The sequence below is a fragment of the Leclercia sp. J807 genome, from assembly GCF_009734465.1.
In the GTDB taxonomy this organism is placed as follows: Bacteria; Pseudomonadota; Gammaproteobacteria; order Enterobacterales; family Enterobacteriaceae; genus Enterobacter.
In genome coordinates this window covers 2492711-2507884 of the sequence record NZ_CP046446.1, presented here as the reverse complement: position 1 = coordinate 2507884, position 15174 = coordinate 2492711, and the positions used below count along the sequence as shown (strand labels likewise).

Genomic DNA, 15174 nt, shown 5'->3' with positions numbered 1-15174 from the left:
GCCGGGGGCAAACGTTAAATGGCCGTTTTGAGCCAGGAGGCAATATCCTGCGTGGGCAGATTGTTCCGCGCATTCCAGGTTTCACTCATCGGCCACCACACTCCCTCTCCCCGGGCAAAGGCGACGCGATAGCGCAGCATCGGATCATCCGGCTGTAAACGCAGTTCTTCCTGTAAGGCGGGCAGCGTGAATACGCTTTTCGCGAAGGTCTGTTTTGTCACGCGTTCAACCGTTTCCGCCAGTTTGCCATAGGAGGTCGTTTCCCCCGCGACAAAGACCACCTCGTTGACGATACGCGGCTGCTGCAAATAGATCGCCGTGGTCAGTCGGCCAATATCCGCGGGTGAGGTCACGGTGACCTGGGTGTCCCATCCTCCGAGAGCATGGAGGGTTTTGTTAGCTAAATTCACCACGTCAAACGCCGGTTCGAAGAGAAAAGAGGTAAACATACCGGTTGAAACAATCACCCATTCCGTCGCGCGTTGTGCCCGCAGCAGGGTCCTGACATCATACTGTTCGTCCCAGACGGTTTGGCCGCTTCCTTTGCCAACCACATCGTAATTAACACCAAACTGCCAGGGGAAGTAGCGTCTCACGCCCGCCTCCAGCACCGCGCGGGTAATTTTTATCTGTGTCCCTGCACCGGCGATAAAACCCATGCAGTTGATCACCGTATCAAAGCCAGCAAAGTGGGGTTTTAACGATTCAATCGTACTGGCTGCAACGTCAACGGCCATAAATGTTGCGCCTGAATCAGCCAGCCGCTGATGATCATCGGAGAGCAGATTACCCTGTTGATCCAGTGACCCGGGCGAGACGATAACCGAGACGCTGCCGTTTCGCCGTGTGACTGCCGGGATCAGAAAATCCAGTACGGTGGTGCCCAGTTGTCCCGCTCCCAGCACCAATACCTTTTCGCCTTTATTAACATTGCGCTCTGTCATTTTTATTCCTCACGGTTACCAGCAGCCTGTTTGCTACGATTAAGGCAAGTGTATGGCCGGGATGTTTATTCGATAAGAGGCTGCTCGCGGGTTAGACTGTTCGTGAAAATGGCATAATCAGTCGGGTCGGAGGGCAATATGGATAAGCTGGAAGCAATGCAGGTCTATGTCGGCGTGGTGGATACCCATAGCTTCGCCAGGACAGCCGAAGCGATGGGATTGCCGCGCTCAACGGTCTCCCGGGTGATTAAGGAGCTGGAGTCCTGGCTGGGGATCCAGCTGTTACAGCGAACCACCCGTAAGCTCAGCGTGACCACCGATGGCCGACGGTACTATGAGGAGTGCAAACGCGTGCTGGCTGATATTGCCGCCATAGAATCCTCTTTTCCTGGCCGGGCGGCGCAGCCCAGAGGGCGTTTCAAGGTGGGGATGCCGCAGTCGCTGGCCCGGCACTGCATTCTCCCGAGGCTTGCGGAGTTTCTGCAGCGCTACCCTGAGCTGGAATTGATCCTGTGTTCCAGCGATAACGTCGAAGATATCATTCAGGAAGGATATGACTGCGTGATTCGTACCGGCAGAATCGACGATTCAACTACGCTGGTGGCCCGACCTCTCGCGAACTTTAAGTGGGTGGTTCTGGCCTCTCCGGCATACCTTGCTGTCCATGGTCAGCCCGAGAACATAGACGATCTGGAAAGGCATTACGCCGTTGGCTATCTCAACCATCGCACCGGACGCACCACCGACTGGTTGTTTACTCTGGATGAGGGCGATTGTGCGATCCGGATGAAGGAGACGCTGGTTGTCGATGATACCGACGCCTATATTCAGGCCGGGATACAGGGGCTCGGATTAATTCGCGTGGCCAGCTATCTGGTGACGCCCTGGCTCCGGAGCGGTGCGCTTGTGACCTGCATGGAGACTGTCTCGTATGATTTACCCCTGTCGCTGGTCTATCCGCAAAACCGGTATCTTCCTCCTGCGGTGCGCGCTTTTTATGACTGGAGTCGCGCGGTGCTCTCTCAACCTGCTAAAGGCGCAGCATAGTCGCTTTTAACTGCGCCATCAGCCACTCCAGGGCGGGATCTTGCACCCGGCGCTTGTGGCGCAAAATGCACAGCGTAAAAGTGGGATACTTCACGGGCGTTGCGCTGGAGCGTAACGCAAAATGCTGCTGCCAGCGTCGGGCCAGTCCGTCGGGAACCGTGGCGAAAACGGGCATCGTGGTTAACAGCAGAGGAAAGGTGGAAAAATTCGCCGTCACGTAACGCACGCGCCGCTGTAACCCCTGGCCGGCGAGCTGGCGGTCAATTTCACTGTGGCTTGATTCGCGATACGACACCATAACATGCTCATAAGCGATAAAGTCGTTTACCGACAAGGGCCCTTCACAGGGGATCTGCTCTGCTGACCAGAGCGTGGAAACGCCCATCGTCATGACGGGTTCGCTCACGATTTCGCCCGTGCTCTGCTTATTCAGCGAAACGGCAATATCAATCACATCGTCTTCCAGCAACTGACGCACCTGATAGGGATCGGCAGCGACAGTATGCAGCGCCACGCCAGGTGCCTGATGGGCGATGGCGGGCAGGAGATCCGGCATCAGCCAGTGCTCGCTCCAGTCGCTTATGCCCAGGCGAAAGGTCCGTTTTGCCGTGGCGGGAGAGAAGTCCTGAGCGCCAAAAATGACGGTATGCAGGTTTTCCATCAGCGGTTGCATATGAACCATCAGGGCTTCGGCGCGCGGTGTCGGCAGCATCCCCCGGGCCGCGCGAACGAACAGCGGGTCATCAAACATCTCCCGCAGTCTTTTCAATGCCCCGCTGATGGCCGGTTGCCCAAGATGCAGCACCTCTGCGGTACGGGTGACGCTCGCTTCCCGGTATAACACCAAAAACACCGTCAGGAGATTCAAATCTATCCGGTTAAAATCATTTTCAATGATTTTCTTCATCATGTTAATCAATTTGAATGTTAGTTGTGCCAGCAGGATAGTGAACATCACCGAGAAAAAGCAATCATGCAGATTATGCGCGGAGGGCGCGATGAAACATTCCCGGACAGATGAAAATACGATTCTGGTTTTTGGTGCGACGGGCCAGCAGGGCGGCTCGGTGGCGAATGCGCTGCTTAACAACGGCTGGTCTGTGCGCGTCATGGTGCGCAATCCGTCCTCTCCGGCATCACTCGCCCTGCGGGACGCCGGTGCGGAAATCGTGACCGGAACCTTCGATGGCAGGGGCATACGGTGTGTTCAGCGTCCAGCCCAGTTCGCCCGGCGGGACGGTGACCGACGACGAGGAGGTCAGCTATGGCAAAACCATCGCCAGCCTTGCCGTTGAGTGCGGCGTCCAGCACCTGGTCTATTCTTCAGGCAACGCGGCGGGCAGTAAACCCACGGGCGTGGCGCACTTCGACACCAAGGCGGAAATCGAACGGCATATCCGGACATTGCCCCTGGTTGCGACCATCGTGCGGCCAGCCGCGTTTATGGAGCTGCTGGTGATGCCCGGGTTCGGGCTGGATGAGGGACACTTTCATTTCTTCATGCCGCCCGAAGGTTCCATGCAGGTGATCGCGGTGGAAGACATCGGCAAAATTGTCGCCGCGATTTTCGCCCAGCCGGAGCGGTTTGCAGGCAAAACCTTTGAGATCGCCAGCGATGCCATAACCGGCCTGCGGCTTCAGGCGCTCTTCTCCAGCGCGGCAGGGCGGCCGGTTCCCTATTCCCGTTTTCCCGACGAGATACTGGCCGCGAACCCTTTCCTGCAAAAATTGACCGCGCTGGTAGATGACGGACGGCTGGCAGGGCATGCCGATCTGCAGGCGATGCGACAGCTGAATCCGCAGCTGCAATCCTTTGAGTGCTGGCTGGCGGGGAGCGGGCGGGCTGCTTTCGAGAGGGCGCTGGCAAGCTCTGCCGATTGGGCGTACAACCGCTAAACCCTTTAACCCGGCTCCGGCAAAGGGAGCCGGGTTAAGGAACTATCGGGACGATAATAGCGGCGCGTAATCCATCTTCTCCAGATCCTCGAGCAGGCCGGGACCGGTGGGATGCCAGCCCAACTGCTGACGCGTCCAGGCCGATGATGCGCGCAGGTTCATGGCGGCAAAAATGGTGAACCAACCAAAATGCGCTTCAGCCTCTGAAGGCGGAAGGGATATCAGCGGCAGACTGAGCTTACGGGCAAGGGTTTCCGCGATCTGGCGGAGGAGGAGCCCTTCTTCGGCAACGGCATGGTAGCGCTTCCCGCGTTCACCATGCTCCAGCACCCGGCGGTAGAGCGCGGCGGCATCGCTGACGTGCACCGCCGACCAGCGGTTCTCGGCCTCGCCGATGCAGGCCACGACCCCTTTCTCAACCGCGTGTTGAATGTACCAGGTGATGAGGCCCTGACGCCGGGTGTCATGCACCTGTGGCAGCCGCACGACCTGGAGATTAACCCCTTCCGCGAGCAGCGCGTTGCCCTCAATTTCGGTTGCCACCCGGGGATTATGATTGCTGGCTTTAAACTGATTTTCCTGCGCAATGGCCGTGGCACCGTCATCGCCGATGCCGGTGCCTGAGGTAACGATCAACGGACGATCGCTGCCTTTCAGCGCCTGGCCCATCGCGTGGATCGCCCGCCGGTCCTTTTCGCAGTTCTCGGCGAAACGGTGAAAATCATGGTCAAAAGCCGTATGGATCACCGCATCAGCGCCCTGTGCGCCTGCGGCTAAGGTGTCGGGCTCGTCCAGCGTCCCGCGATGCACCTCGGCACCCGCAGCGATGAGTGCCCGGGCGCTGCTCTCCGAGCGGGCGAGACCGATGACCTGATGTCCGGCCCTCAGCAGTTCAGTCAGGATACGGGAGCCAATAAAGCCACTTGCACCGGTAAGAAAAACTCGCATAACAGATCTCCAGATTAGGGTTCCGGAACAGAGTAGCGCTATAGTCAGACGAGAAAAGTAGAGACATTATCAGGGTATAAACCTTAACAGGATAGGGCGATGCAAACGGCAATGCAGTCACTGGGCGATTTTCTGCGGGCGCGGCGTTTGCGCCTCGATCCCGCCGCGTTTGGCTTTGTGGCGGGCAGGCGGCGCACGCCTGGGTTGCGCCGGGAGGAGGTGGCGCAGCTCGCCAGTATCAGCCCGGTCTGGTACACCTGGCTTGAGCAGGGGCGTGGCGGCGCGCCGTCGCGGGAGGTGCTTAATCGCATCGCCAGCGGGCTGCGCCTGACCTCACCCGAGCGCGAGCACCTGTTTATTCTGGCTTTCGGGCATCCACCCGACAGACAATTCACTGTTTCAGCCGATATCACGCCACGTTTACAGCGGGTTCTGGATGCCTTCGGCATCCCCGCAATCGTCAAAACCGTCACCTGGGATGTGATTGCCTGGAACCGCGCCGCCGCCTCTGTTTTAACCGATTACGCACGCTTGCCCGCGGCGGAGCGTAACGTTCTGCGTCGGTTGTTCACCGATCCGGACGTCCGCCGCGCCCAGGGTGACTGGCAGGCAATGGCGCAGCTGGTGGTTAACGCGTTTCGCGCTGACGTGGCGCGAGCAGGTTCATCGCCAGAAACCGATAACCTGATAGCCGAGCTTTCCCGTAAGAGCCCGGAATTTGATGCCTGGTGGCGTAGCAACGATGTCGCCAGCCACGGCGAGGGGGTGAAGCGTATTTATCATCCGCAGGCCGGGGCGATCGATCTTGAGTTTACGACCTTTACGGTAGAGGGTCGGCCCGATCTGGCGATGCTGGTGTTTAACCCGGCAACAGAGGAGAGCCGACAAAAAATTGATAGCCAGGTCAGGCACTCCCTGCCGGGGTAGGACTGCTGCCTGTCAGCCTCTGATGACCGGGTTTGCTCGTCAGACCGCCATCACGCCGCCATCGACAAATAATTCATTGCCTGCGATAAACCGGCTCTCATCAGAGGCCAGGAACAGGACGGCGCTGGCAACTTCATCCACCTGACCCAGTCGTTCAAAGGGGGTCATATTCTTCAGGATCTCTTCCATGCCGTCGTTTGCCTCAAGGTAGGAATGCATCGCGGGCGTCAGGATCATACCCGGGGACACTACGTTGACACGGATCCCCCGGCTTTTGAGATCGGATGTCCAGGTGCGTGCTAACGAACGGATCGCCGCCTTGGTGGCGCTGTAAATGGAGAGTTCGCCAATGCCTTTACTGCCTGCGACTGAACCGGCCAGAATGACCGAGCTGCCAGTGCTCATCAGCGGAAGCGCCTTTTGCACGGTAAACACCGTCCCTTTAACGTTGACGCCTAAAAGCCGGTCAATATGGGCTTCATCAATGTTGCTCAGCGATGCGGTTTCCGAGATCCCGGCGTTGGCAAAAAGCACATCGATTCTGCCGTGATCGCGCTGGATACGCGCATAGAGTCTGTCGAGACTAGCGGGATCGGCAACATCTCCCTGTACGCCGATGGCACCGTTACCGATTTCATTAACGGCGCTCTCCAGCTGCTCCTGTCGGCGCGCGGTGAGATAGACATTCGCGCCTTCCGCTGCAAACTGGCGGGCTGTCGCCAGCCCTATACCGTCACTCCCGCCCGTAATAACCACAACTTTATTGGTAAATTTCTTACTCATGATATGGCTCCGCATTAAGTGGATGGTTGCTCCACTTATAATATGGCGGTACCCTCCACTTAGCAAACAAGAAGAGAAAATTCAGTGAAAGAAGAAACCATGTTACGCGCCGATGCCCGTAGAAACCGGGAACGTATTCTTGCTGTGGCTGAAGATGTTTTTCTGGAGCGAGGGGCCGGCGTTGCGCTCGAGGAAGTGGCAAAACGCGCGGGGGTTGGGATTGGTACACTCTATCGGCGTTTTCCCACGCGTGAGATGTTGCTGGCAGAGGCGTGGAATGCGCGGCTGTTGGCTTTTGCCCAGCTGAGTCGCGAAGGGCATGCCGCAAGCGAGCCTCTTGATGCCATGCGTACCTTCCTGGAAAAGTTAGTACTGAATACGCAAATTTATCGCGGTCTCGCCACCTCACTCGGCACGGTTCTCCAGAGCGGCACGGCAGGCTGCCGCGCGGTGTCAGAGGAGGGGAGCAGGCTGCTACTTTGCGGGCAACAGGCAGGCGTACTTCGCAGGGATGTTACCTTTGACGATATTGTCTTTGTGGTCACCGCGATTTCACTTGCTACCGAGCAAGATAACCCGTCAGAACCGCGCATTGCTCATCTGGTCGGTCTGTTTCTGCATGGCATCAGCTGTGGTTAACCGCTCTCTGCCAGCTCGCCATCTTTTACCGCCGCGCGATACTGCCCATATTTCCCCGGCGGAACACCGACATAGCGGGTAAAGGCCACGCTGAAGGCACTGGCAGATCCGTAACCAATGCGTTCTGCCACTTCGGCGACAGTGGCGCCAGTCTGACAAAGCAGCTGCATGGCAAGCGTCATGCGCCAGGAGAGAAGATATCCCATCGGCGTGACGCCGGTCAGCTCCGTAAAACGTTCAAACAGCGTCGAGCGCGATAACGCGCAGCTGCTGGCCAGCGCTTTTACCGTCCACCGCCTGGCAGGATCCTGATGTATCAGCCGTATCGCCTGGGCGATACGGGGATCGGCCAGACCCCGCACTAGCCCGGGGGTGGTGAGAGTGGTGGCAGAACGGATGGCCTCAATAAAGAGCAGTTCAATGATGCGCGCCAGAATAAATTCTTTTCCGGAACGCTGCGCCTGAGCCTCATCCTTTAACAATCCGACAAGCAGCGAAAGACGCTTTTCATCACGCACGAAAACAAACTCCGGCAACAGTGAAACCAGCAGCCGCGCATCGGGCGATTCAGACATACAGTGGCCAACCAGCGCCAGCATTTCCGGGGCTGCGTGGGTATCGCCAAGCCGGAAATGCCTCTCGGCCACTTCTACGGGGGTGCTCTCCACGCGTGGCGAGGCAGGGGGAATAAGGCTCGTCAAGGCAAAGTGATACGCCGCGGGTATTAAAACAAAACTCCCGGCGTGGAGCGTGAGGGGCTCCTCTCCTTCAATCTCAAGGCGACACGCACCTTCAAGCACCGCGCAGTAGAATGACAGTCCCTCGTCTGAACGGCGGACCCGCCAGATGCCCGCGCCCGTCACCGTTTTTGTCAGTACGGCTTTGAGCTTTAACATCGCGATCGCTTCGGCTAACGGGTCGCTCATTTCCGGACTCTCGCTAAAGAATGATGGACTTTTGACTATATATCGTCCGGTTAGGGGTGTCTATTATTTGCTCAGACACAACACAAGCAGGAGTCAATATGAAAACGGTTATGATTACTGGCTGTTCATCCGGTTTTGGTCTCGAAACCGCACGTTACTTTCTTGAACAGGGCTGGAACGTGATTGCGACGATGCGCACACCGCAGGAGGGGCTTCTTCCTCATAGCGATCGTTTGCGCCTCTTAAGCCTCGATGTCACCTCGCAGCAGAGCATCGAGCAGGCTGTTTCAGACGCTGGCGACATTGATGTTCTGGTAAACAATGCCGGGGTCGGGATGTTAAACGCGCTTGAAGGCGTCTCCCCGGAGGCGGTGAGGGAAATTTTTGAAACCAACACGCTTGGCACTCTCGCCATGACCCGGGCCGTACTCCCACAGTTCAGACAACGTCGTTCAGGCGTGATTGTGAATGTCACTTCTGCGGTCACCCTTAAACCGCTACCGCTGCTTGCGGTCTACACCGCCAGTAAGGCGGCGGTTAATGCGTTCACTGAATCTCTGGCAATTGAGCTTGCGCCGTTTAATATCCGCGTGGGTCTGGTCCTGCCCGGACGTTCACCCGCAACCCGTTTCGGCGAAAATGCGCAACGGATCATGGGCGAAATCCCCGCGGAGTATGCCGCATGGAGCCAGCAACTCTTTCAGGGCATGCAGGATGCGCGTGCAAAAGTGACCCGTCCCGAGGATGTGGCACACGCCATCTGGCAGATGGCAAACGATCCAGATACGCCTGTCCGTTTGCCAGCCGGAGAGGATGCTCGGGAGATGGCCGCTCAATTGATGTAAGTTTCCTGCAAAACCCACTCAGCAGGTTCAGCGGTTATCCGACATACTGATACCTGTTCCCGGCCATTTTATTGCAGGAGACCATTATCGGCGGCTTCCTCTCTGTGGCGGTAATGCTGACGACATTACTGCTCTTTAGCGTTCACGAGCCTGCGCACGCCGCGGACAGGCTGGTGGTGGCCGCGGCCTTTTTGCAGGGCTCTGCTCCCTCCGATCCCGTTGCGCGCGCCCTGCAACGTTTTACCCAAATCGCCTCTTACCAGGTGATGGTGCGCTCCGTCTCCTCGCAGGACGAAACCAAAGTCATCCGTTATAGCTACCGTAAACCGGGTTATGTGCGGATGGATTTTTCCACGCCTCATGCCGGGGCGGTGCTCATCTATAACCCGGCCAGGGGCAAAGTAAAACTGTGGCCCTTCGGCGCGGGGACATTTTCGGTGCTGAACCTGTCACCCACGGATTCATTGATAACGGATGAAAATGGTCATCGGGTGGATCAATCGGACATTGGCGTGTTGCTGAATAACATTCGCCGTCTGCAACAGGGCGGCACAACCACTCTCTCCGGTGAAGAGACCGTTGCCGGGAAACCGGCGGTGCATCTGTCGGTGGTCGGCCCCGAAGGAAAGACCGTCGCTGCGGTTCATCGCTATGAGGTGTGGTTTGATAAGCACTCCGGATTGCCCACCAAAGTGGTCAGCTACGGGCTGGGGGGTAAATTACTGGAAACCGTCACGATGGAGGCCATGACCATCAACGTGCGTTTCCCTCCTGATTTCTTCGCACCCTGACGGGAGACGTGCGCTATGGCTGACTACCAGTTTTCCACCGTCTGGCGGGTTGAGGCTTCTGTACAGGAGGTCTGGGAGATCCTCTGCCATCCGGATTTGTGGCCGGAATGGTGGGAAAGTCTGGAACAGATTATCGAATTAAAGAAAGGGGATGTCCGGGGCATTGGTGCCCTGCATCGCTATACCTGGAAGGGGGCACTCCCGTATCGCATCACCTTTGATATCCATGTATTAACGATTCAACCTTTATGCCTGCTGGAAGGGGAAGCCAGCGGCGAGGTGGAAGGGCGTGGCGTGTGGTCTTTGACCGAACGGGGGAGGGAGACGATCGTCCGGTATGACTGGGATATCCGCACCAATGCCCGCTGGATGAACATGCTTGCACCGCTGGCGGGGCCCGTTTTTCGCTGGAATCATGACAGGGTGATGCGCGACGGCGCAAAGGGTTTAGCCCGGCGATTAGGCAGGCGTGTCGAGGTATCTGTGGGTTAAACGACCCCAACCCTGCACGCCCGGAACCTGGCTTAGAGCTCATCCTTAACGGTACCGGCTCGCTGAGGTGTTTTGCGCAGACTTTTTTGTTGCCGATCACGATGGTTTGTCTACAGGAACAGAAGGCATAAATGCCGCCATCAACAAAGTGCAGACGCAGCACCCCGGTTTCATCTTCACTCCGATAAATCCCTCTTAAACTGAAATCCCTGATATTGATATCCGGATTCAGCCACTGATGATAGTAGCTTGCCGCAGTTACACATAGTCCTCACCATTGAGTTGAATTGCTCAGAAAATATCCTGTGACACGAAGCGACAGATGCCTAAGAGCAAGGCTTCTGCTATGAGCGATATGCGGACATTACTAACAGCATTCCGTGTGAAACAACGGGGAGCAGGTCACCGCTTCCCAACCCATTATTTCAGCGTGCCGAACTGTTTGTTCTTCAGTGCATATAGTCGGTCGAACTCAGCATAGGGCTCTCCCGTTTCAGCGGCGTGCCGGGTCTTAGCGTCCAGAAGGTCGGGCAAAGGGATCCCATGACTCAGTGAGTGGTAAAGATCATAACCACTGACACAGATAACCCGCTTCCCTTTACCAAAAGCCGTCAGACCTTCAGGCGTAAACCCCATCCAACTGATAAAAACGCCGCGTGTCCAGGTTGCCTTGGTACTGAGCTTTCCTTCAAATATATGGAGATCGGCAGCCGACGTTCTTTTCTGATGCCACTTTGCCTCCATCAGGTAAAATTCATCATTCAGTCGGAAACTTCCGTCAATCTGTTCGCCTGTATTTCGGAAAGACGAACGGGGAGCAAGCTTAAAGATACTGAACAGTTCAGCAAGCCAAGCTTCAAACCGAAAACCACGTGGATGTGGCGGCAGAGATTTCATCTCGTTCATTTCAGCGATAAGTGAAGGCCAGTCAACACCATGCCATGCCTGGACAGGCTTTACGCCTTTGGCTTCATCGGTGTCAGCGTTTTCTAAGCGGGAAATCAGTGCAAGATAGTCATTACGGCTTTGTTCAGCCTGTTCAGGCATGAATTCCGTTTTATACTGCCAGAGAGCGCCAAGAACCCGCAGAGCGGTCTCACGATCAGCCTGTTTCAGCAAGCACCTAACTCGTTTGGCTTTTGACGTTCCCTCTCCCTGATAACGTTCATCATCAATATCAATGTTCAGTTCTTCATCAAAAAAAGCAGACAAGGTGCGGTTAGAGAAATCCAGTATCCAGCCAAGATCGCTCTCAAACACGAGATTAAACAGCCTCAAATCCTGCATTTTCAGTTTCACGCCTACCTCCTTTTTTTCACAGTATAACGGGATGAAAGTGGAGGAGGAAATGAGTCAGCACCTGTACACCAGCATTAGCGTGTTCCGCTATTGGCACAGGGCTGCTGTTGCAGCCCTGACAACCTTAGACTTCAATCGATTCAGAGATCTCTAACGCATCATCGACTTCAATGCCCAGATAACGGACTGTGCTTTCCAGTTTCTTATGACCCAACAGAAGTTGGATCACTCGGAGATTCTTGGTTTTTTGTAGATCAGGTAAGGTTTTGTTCTTCTCATGGAATGTGTGCTGTAAAGCGAATCTTCGAGACCAAGCTTTTCTACCCACCCATGAAAGATTCGGTTGTATTGCCTGGTTGAAATGCGCTGGTTAGTTCCGACCCGAGACCGAAACAAGAAGTCTTTACTGTGCAAATTGCCAAGCTTTATCAATGCAGCAACAGCTTCTCTTGTCCCTTTGGTTATCTCGAATTGCACAGGGCTACCGGTTTTCTGTTGCAGCACCGTTGCTCTGCTTGAAACCGAGCTACCATATGCAACATCACATACTTTGAGGTTCACCAGATCGCAGCTTACTGTCTAAGGCCATATTGAACAGAGCTAAATCACGCGTTTTACCTTCCAGTTCAAGTCGGATTCGGATCGCCCAGATATGAGATATCTGAAGTAGTCTTTTTTGGCCTATGATACGGTCTTTATTCCACGGTGACGTGTTCATACTCAAATCTCCTGCAATGTGGGAGATTTGAGTATGGTTGTTCCTTATGAGCGAGAAGCGGACACTGCCTGACTATGAGGTATAACGCCTCATAGGTGTAGGAGCGCAATAAATCCAGCTACGGAGATAACTTTTACAGCCTTGAGTAATTACTATAACGTTAATTTAAGAATTATAAATAAGTATCTATATTGTCATTGAACACCTTTAAAAATGATCGCTTTTTGACAGGCAATTCATTGGCAAAGTAATAATAATTATTAGTCGACAAACTGCCTTTTGATGATCAAGGCTTTATCGTGCTAATTTTTATAGGTAGTGTACTATTTATTTACGCCGAAAAAGCACCATACCCGCGTGATGAAGTTCGTCATTACTGACAAAAGTCCCATCAGCTGTAAAACCAGTATCGTCCTGATAGTAGATCCTGTTTTCACGAATGTCGTAGTCGCCCTGATAAGCATTAGGTTTTGTACCTCGAGCTTCATCGTAACGCCCATTAGGTAATAGCTCATGGCGAATGAATCCATCTTTGGTAATCCAGAGGCCTGTATAAGTATGCTGTTCTTTCATATGTTTCCTGATGTCATGTATGTGTGTTAGAGGTAAGCTATTGTATTTGCATGTGGAATCACGACTCATTTTGAGTAATGCCGGTCAAGAGAAATTACCGGCGCATATGAATGTGTTATTTGTTATTAACAGGGGTTAACTCTGCTGTCATATAAACCCTGTTTTTAAAAGAGGCTGCAAGGATTTCATATGATTTCCCCTCTTTAGATGCCTGTGTGGAAATTTTTTTCTCAGCACCCTCAATGGTTGAATCTACTGCCGTAATAACCTGGGCCATAGTGCTGAAAGATAATAAAGACAGAATTGTTGCTGCAGTCAAGCGATGGATATTATCCATGGTAATTTTCCTATTAATGATAAGAGATGATTTTTAAAAGAGGGGATAATATATTTAAATTTATTCCCTGTGCCAGTTTGGCTTCTGTAATTAATAAAGCTTTACTGTCAGTTAAGAATGACGTAATGAATTAACAATTGTCATGCAAGTTATCATTTCATCAGCAGTTCTTATTCCAGAGGCATTAAATAAATAATGATTGCAGAGATTTACTTCATCCCGCTGTCATACGCTTCAGTTTGCGGATGCTGTCGGTCTGATGGTTATTTCTGTTGTATCAACACTTTCCGGAGCCTCAATTACATGTCGTACGGCGCGGGCAATATCCGCTGGTTTAAGTGCAACAGAACGGTATGCATCCATCACCGCCATGGTTTCCGCATGAGTGATGGTTGAGGCAAGTTCACTTTCCACAACGCCGGGATTAACGCAGGTCACACGGATTTTCGAGCTTTCCTGACGTAAACCATCTGAAATAGCCCGTACTGCGAACTTAGAGGCGCAATAGACGGCGGCTGTTGGCACAACAGAAAGGGCACCGATAGAACCAAGGTTAATTATCTGGCCAGAACCCTGAGCTTCCATCACTGGAAGCACAGCCCCAATTCCCCACAGCACGCCCTTGATGTTAACGTCAATCGTACGTTCCCATTCATCCTGTTTGCCGGCCGCAAGCGGTGAAAGTGGCATGATGCCCGCATTGTTAATCAGAACGTCAACACGCCCCCAGTTATCAAGCGCTGACTGCACGAAATGAGCCATGGACAGTCTGTTTGTGACATCCAGCTCACGCGCTTCAGCCATACCGCCGGCGCTGCGGATTTCTGCTGCAATGGCTTCGATACGATCCAGTCTGCGCGCTCCTAATAGCACCCTCGCACCTGCCTTTCCAACCTCTCTGGCAATGCCTTCCCCAATGCCACTTGACGCGCCGGTAATTAATATAACTTTATCCATGATGTGCTCCTTCAGTTGAGTTCAGAGAGATGATAGAACTTTATGATTAGTTCCAGTATCCTGCTTTCACTGGACTCAGTGGTTAGCAGAGTTAAACAATGAAAATTGATCTCAATCTTTTACCTGTTTTTATCGCGGTTGCTGAAGAGCGTAATTTCACCATAGCCGCAGCCCGGCTGGGAGTTACGCGCTCGGCGGTTAGTCAGGGAATACGACGGCTTGAGGATACTTTCGGCACAATGCTGGTAATGCGGACAACACGTTCAGTAAACCTGACTGAAGCGGGAGAACGACTGCGTACATCCCTGTCATTATCTTTATCCAGCATTGAAGCTGCGTTCGAAGATATTGCATCCGACAGCACGCCACGTGGACTTCTGAGGATCGCGGTGACCTCCATAGCTGAAGAGTTTCTTTCCGGTCCGCTGATCGCCTCGTTTGCGGCTGCTAATCCAGCCGTGACGATCGATATTGTCGTGACAGATGAGGAATTTGATATTGTGGCCGCTGGTTATGATGCTGGCGTAAGGCTCGGAGATGTGATCGAGAAGGATATGATTGCCGTCCCGCTTACAGAAAAGCAACGTGAAATGGTGGTTGCGTCCCCATCCTATCTCACTGCTAGTAGCGCCCCTCTTCATCCGCGTGAGCTTGTACATCATCAGTGTATCGGCTGGCGTCCTTCCCCGGATGTTGCTCCTTATCGCTGGGAATTTGAGGAGAACGGGAGAGCTTTCGACGTGGCGGTAGAACCGCGAATAACAACTAATGACCTGCGTCTCATGCTGAGGCTGGCTCTTGCCGGTGGAGGTATAACATTTGCCCCTGAGGAAACATTCAGGCCTTATATTGAAAATGGTCAACTTGTTTCAATGCTTGATGATTTTCTTCCCCATTTTCCTGGCTTTTATCTGTATTTTCCTCAACGCCGGAATATAGCGCCCAAACTACGCGCCCTAATCGAACATGTCAGGCAATGGCAGCAACCGTATGCTTAATGGTAAGCGCTAAATACTTTGTAACGTAAACCAGTTTTCTGAGGCCTGACGCAT

16 protein-coding genes and 2 pseudogenes are annotated in these 15174 nt (G+C 53.9%); 8 read left to right on the top strand and 10 right to left on the bottom strand.

Annotation, left to right across the window (positions count from 1 at the left end; translation table 11 throughout):
* Window positions 1-14: 14 nt before the first annotated feature.
* Window positions 15-944 carry an aromatic alcohol reductase gene (locus GNG26_RS12065; protein ID WP_156238946.1) on the bottom strand — a complete coding sequence of 310 codons (930 nt, stop codon included), beginning with the start codon at window positions 942-944 and terminating at the stop codon, window positions 15-17.
* Window positions 945-1082: 138 nt separating this feature from the next.
* On the opposite strand from GNG26_RS12065, the gene GNG26_RS12060 reads away from it, so the two are divergent.
* On the top strand, window positions 1083-1991 hold the full coding sequence (locus GNG26_RS12060; protein WP_156238944.1) for a LysR family transcriptional regulator: 909 nt from the start codon (window positions 1083-1085) through the stop codon (window positions 1989-1991).
* Here GNG26_RS12060 and GNG26_RS12055 read toward each other — a convergent pair.
* Window positions 1975-2898 (bottom strand): LysR family transcriptional regulator, encoded by a 924-nt coding sequence (locus GNG26_RS12055; protein ID WP_156240176.1) that lies wholly within the window; start codon window positions 2896-2898, stop codon window positions 1975-1977. The genes GNG26_RS12060 and GNG26_RS12055 overlap by 17 nt on opposite strands.
* A 91-nt stretch (window positions 2899-2989) precedes the next feature.
* On the opposite strand from GNG26_RS12055, the pseudogene GNG26_RS12050 reads away from it, so the two are divergent.
* Window positions 2990-3887: pseudogene (locus GNG26_RS12050) on the top strand (NmrA/HSCARG family protein).
* Window positions 3888-3929: 42 nt separating this feature from the next.
* Here the strand turns inward: GNG26_RS12050 and GNG26_RS12045 are convergent.
* Window positions 3930-4835, bottom strand: a complete 906-nt coding sequence (locus GNG26_RS12045) for an SDR family oxidoreductase (RefSeq protein WP_156238942.1) — start codon at window positions 4833-4835, stop codon at window positions 3930-3932.
* A 99-nt stretch (window positions 4836-4934) separates the two neighbouring features.
* Between GNG26_RS12045 and GNG26_RS12040 the strand changes: the two genes are divergently transcribed.
* A complete protein-coding gene (locus GNG26_RS12040; RefSeq protein WP_156238940.1) occupies window positions 4935-5762 on the top strand; it encodes a helix-turn-helix transcriptional regulator in 828 nt (275 codons plus the stop codon).
* Between the two features lie 39 nt (window positions 5763-5801).
* Here GNG26_RS12040 and GNG26_RS12035 read toward each other — a convergent pair whose 3' ends face one another.
* A complete protein-coding gene (locus GNG26_RS12035; RefSeq protein WP_156238938.1) occupies window positions 5802-6545 on the bottom strand; it encodes an SDR family NAD(P)-dependent oxidoreductase in 744 nt (247 codons plus the stop codon).
* Between the two features lie 84 nt (window positions 6546-6629).
* Between GNG26_RS12035 and GNG26_RS12030 the strand changes: the two genes are divergently transcribed.
* On the top strand, window positions 6630-7184 hold the full coding sequence (locus GNG26_RS12030) for a TetR/AcrR family transcriptional regulator (RefSeq protein ID WP_156238936.1): 555 nt from the start codon (window positions 6630-6632) through the stop codon (window positions 7182-7184).
* Here the strand turns inward: GNG26_RS12030 and GNG26_RS12025 are convergent.
* On the bottom strand, window positions 7181-8110 hold the full coding sequence (locus tag GNG26_RS12025) for an AraC family transcriptional regulator (RefSeq protein ID WP_156238934.1): 930 nt from the start codon (window positions 8108-8110) through the stop codon (window positions 7181-7183). The genes GNG26_RS12030 and GNG26_RS12025 overlap by 4 nt on opposite strands.
* Before the next feature lie 98 nt (window positions 8111-8208).
* On the opposite strand from GNG26_RS12025, the gene GNG26_RS12020 reads away from it, so the two are divergent.
* From GNG26_RS12020 to GNG26_RS12010, 3 genes are all read left to right on the top strand, one after another.
* Window positions 8209-8955: an SDR family oxidoreductase gene (locus tag GNG26_RS12020; protein WP_156238932.1), complete on the top strand. Its 747-nt coding sequence runs from the start codon at window positions 8209-8211 to the stop codon at window positions 8953-8955.
* Between the two features lie 71 nt (window positions 8956-9026).
* Window positions 9027-9746 (top strand): DUF1571 domain-containing protein, encoded by a 720-nt coding sequence (locus tag GNG26_RS12015; RefSeq protein WP_231604105.1) that lies wholly within the window; start codon window positions 9027-9029, stop codon window positions 9744-9746.
* Window positions 9747-9761: 15 nt separating this feature from the next.
* The gene (locus GNG26_RS12010) at window positions 9762-10238 is read left to right on the top strand and encodes an SRPBCC family protein (RefSeq protein ID WP_156238930.1); all 477 of its coding nucleotides are present in this window, start codon (window positions 9762-9764) and stop codon (window positions 10236-10238) included.
* Window positions 10239-10658: 420 nt separating this feature from the next.
* Here the strand turns inward: GNG26_RS12010 and GNG26_RS12005 are convergent, their stop codons facing one another.
* From GNG26_RS12005 to GNG26_RS11985, 5 genes and pseudogenes are all read right to left on the bottom strand, one after another.
* Complete coding sequence (locus GNG26_RS12005; RefSeq protein ID WP_156238928.1) at window positions 10659-11537, bottom strand: restriction endonuclease; 879 nt, start codon at window positions 11535-11537, stop codon at window positions 10659-10661.
* Between the two features lie 124 nt (window positions 11538-11661).
* Window positions 11662-12255: pseudogene (locus GNG26_RS12000) on the bottom strand (tyrosine-type recombinase/integrase).
* Between the two features lie 327 nt (window positions 12256-12582).
* Complete coding sequence (locus tag GNG26_RS11995) at window positions 12583-12828, bottom strand: Atu4866 domain-containing protein (protein WP_156238926.1); 246 nt, start codon at window positions 12826-12828, stop codon at window positions 12583-12585.
* A gap of 115 nt (window positions 12829-12943) precedes the next feature.
* Window positions 12944-13165, bottom strand: coding sequence for a hypothetical protein (locus GNG26_RS11990; protein WP_156238924.1), 222 nt, complete (start codon window positions 13163-13165; stop codon window positions 12944-12946).
* A 234-nt stretch (window positions 13166-13399) separates the two neighbouring features.
* On the bottom strand, window positions 13400-14122 hold the full coding sequence (locus GNG26_RS11985; protein WP_156238922.1) for an SDR family oxidoreductase: 723 nt from the start codon (window positions 14120-14122) through the stop codon (window positions 13400-13402).
* A gap of 98 nt (window positions 14123-14220) precedes the next feature.
* On the opposite strand from GNG26_RS11985, the gene GNG26_RS11980 reads away from it, so the two are divergent.
* Window positions 14221-15120, top strand: a complete 900-nt coding sequence (locus GNG26_RS11980) for a LysR family transcriptional regulator (RefSeq protein WP_156238920.1) — start codon at window positions 14221-14223, stop codon at window positions 15118-15120.
* The last annotated feature ends 54 nt before the right edge of the window (window positions 15121-15174 follow it).

Excerpts from the sequence above, each read along its gene's own strand:
- GNG26_RS12065 (WP_156238946.1), bottom strand. The coding sequence starts at position 944 with ATGACAGAGCGCAATGTTAATAAAGGCGAAAAGGTATTGGTGCTGGGA.
- GNG26_RS12060 (WP_156238944.1), top strand. The coding sequence starts at position 1,083 with ATGGATAAGCTGGAAGCAATGCAGGTCTATGTCGGCGTGGTGGATACC.
- GNG26_RS12055 (WP_156240176.1), bottom strand. The coding sequence starts at position 2,898 with ATGAAGAAAATCATTGAAAATGATTTTAACCGGATAGATTTGAATCTC.
- GNG26_RS12045 (WP_156238942.1), bottom strand. The coding sequence starts at position 4,835 with ATGCGAGTTTTTCTTACCGGTGCAAGTGGCTTTATTGGCTCCCGTATC.
- GNG26_RS12040 (WP_156238940.1), top strand. The coding sequence starts at position 4,935 with ATGCAAACGGCAATGCAGTCACTGGGCGATTTTCTGCGGGCGCGGCGT.
- GNG26_RS12035 (WP_156238938.1), bottom strand. The coding sequence starts at position 6,545 with ATGAGTAAGAAATTTACCAATAAAGTTGTGGTTATTACGGGCGGGAGT.
- GNG26_RS12025 (WP_156238934.1), bottom strand. The coding sequence starts at position 8,110 with ATGAGCGACCCGTTAGCCGAAGCGATCGCGATGTTAAAGCTCAAAGCC.
- GNG26_RS12020 (WP_156238932.1), top strand. The coding sequence starts at position 8,209 with ATGAAAACGGTTATGATTACTGGCTGTTCATCCGGTTTTGGTCTCGAA.
- GNG26_RS12010 (WP_156238930.1), top strand. The coding sequence starts at position 9,762 with ATGGCTGACTACCAGTTTTCCACCGTCTGGCGGGTTGAGGCTTCTGTA.
- GNG26_RS11995 (WP_156238926.1), bottom strand. The coding sequence starts at position 12,828 with ATGAAAGAACAGCATACTTATACAGGCCTCTGGATTACCAAAGATGGA.
- GNG26_RS11990 (WP_156238924.1), bottom strand. The coding sequence starts at position 13,165 with ATGGATAATATCCATCGCTTGACTGCAGCAACAATTCTGTCTTTATTA.
- GNG26_RS11985 (WP_156238922.1), bottom strand. The coding sequence starts at position 14,122 with ATGGATAAAGTTATATTAATTACCGGCGCGTCAAGTGGCATTGGGGAA.
- GNG26_RS11980 (WP_156238920.1), top strand. The coding sequence starts at position 14,221 with ATGAAAATTGATCTCAATCTTTTACCTGTTTTTATCGCGGTTGCTGAA.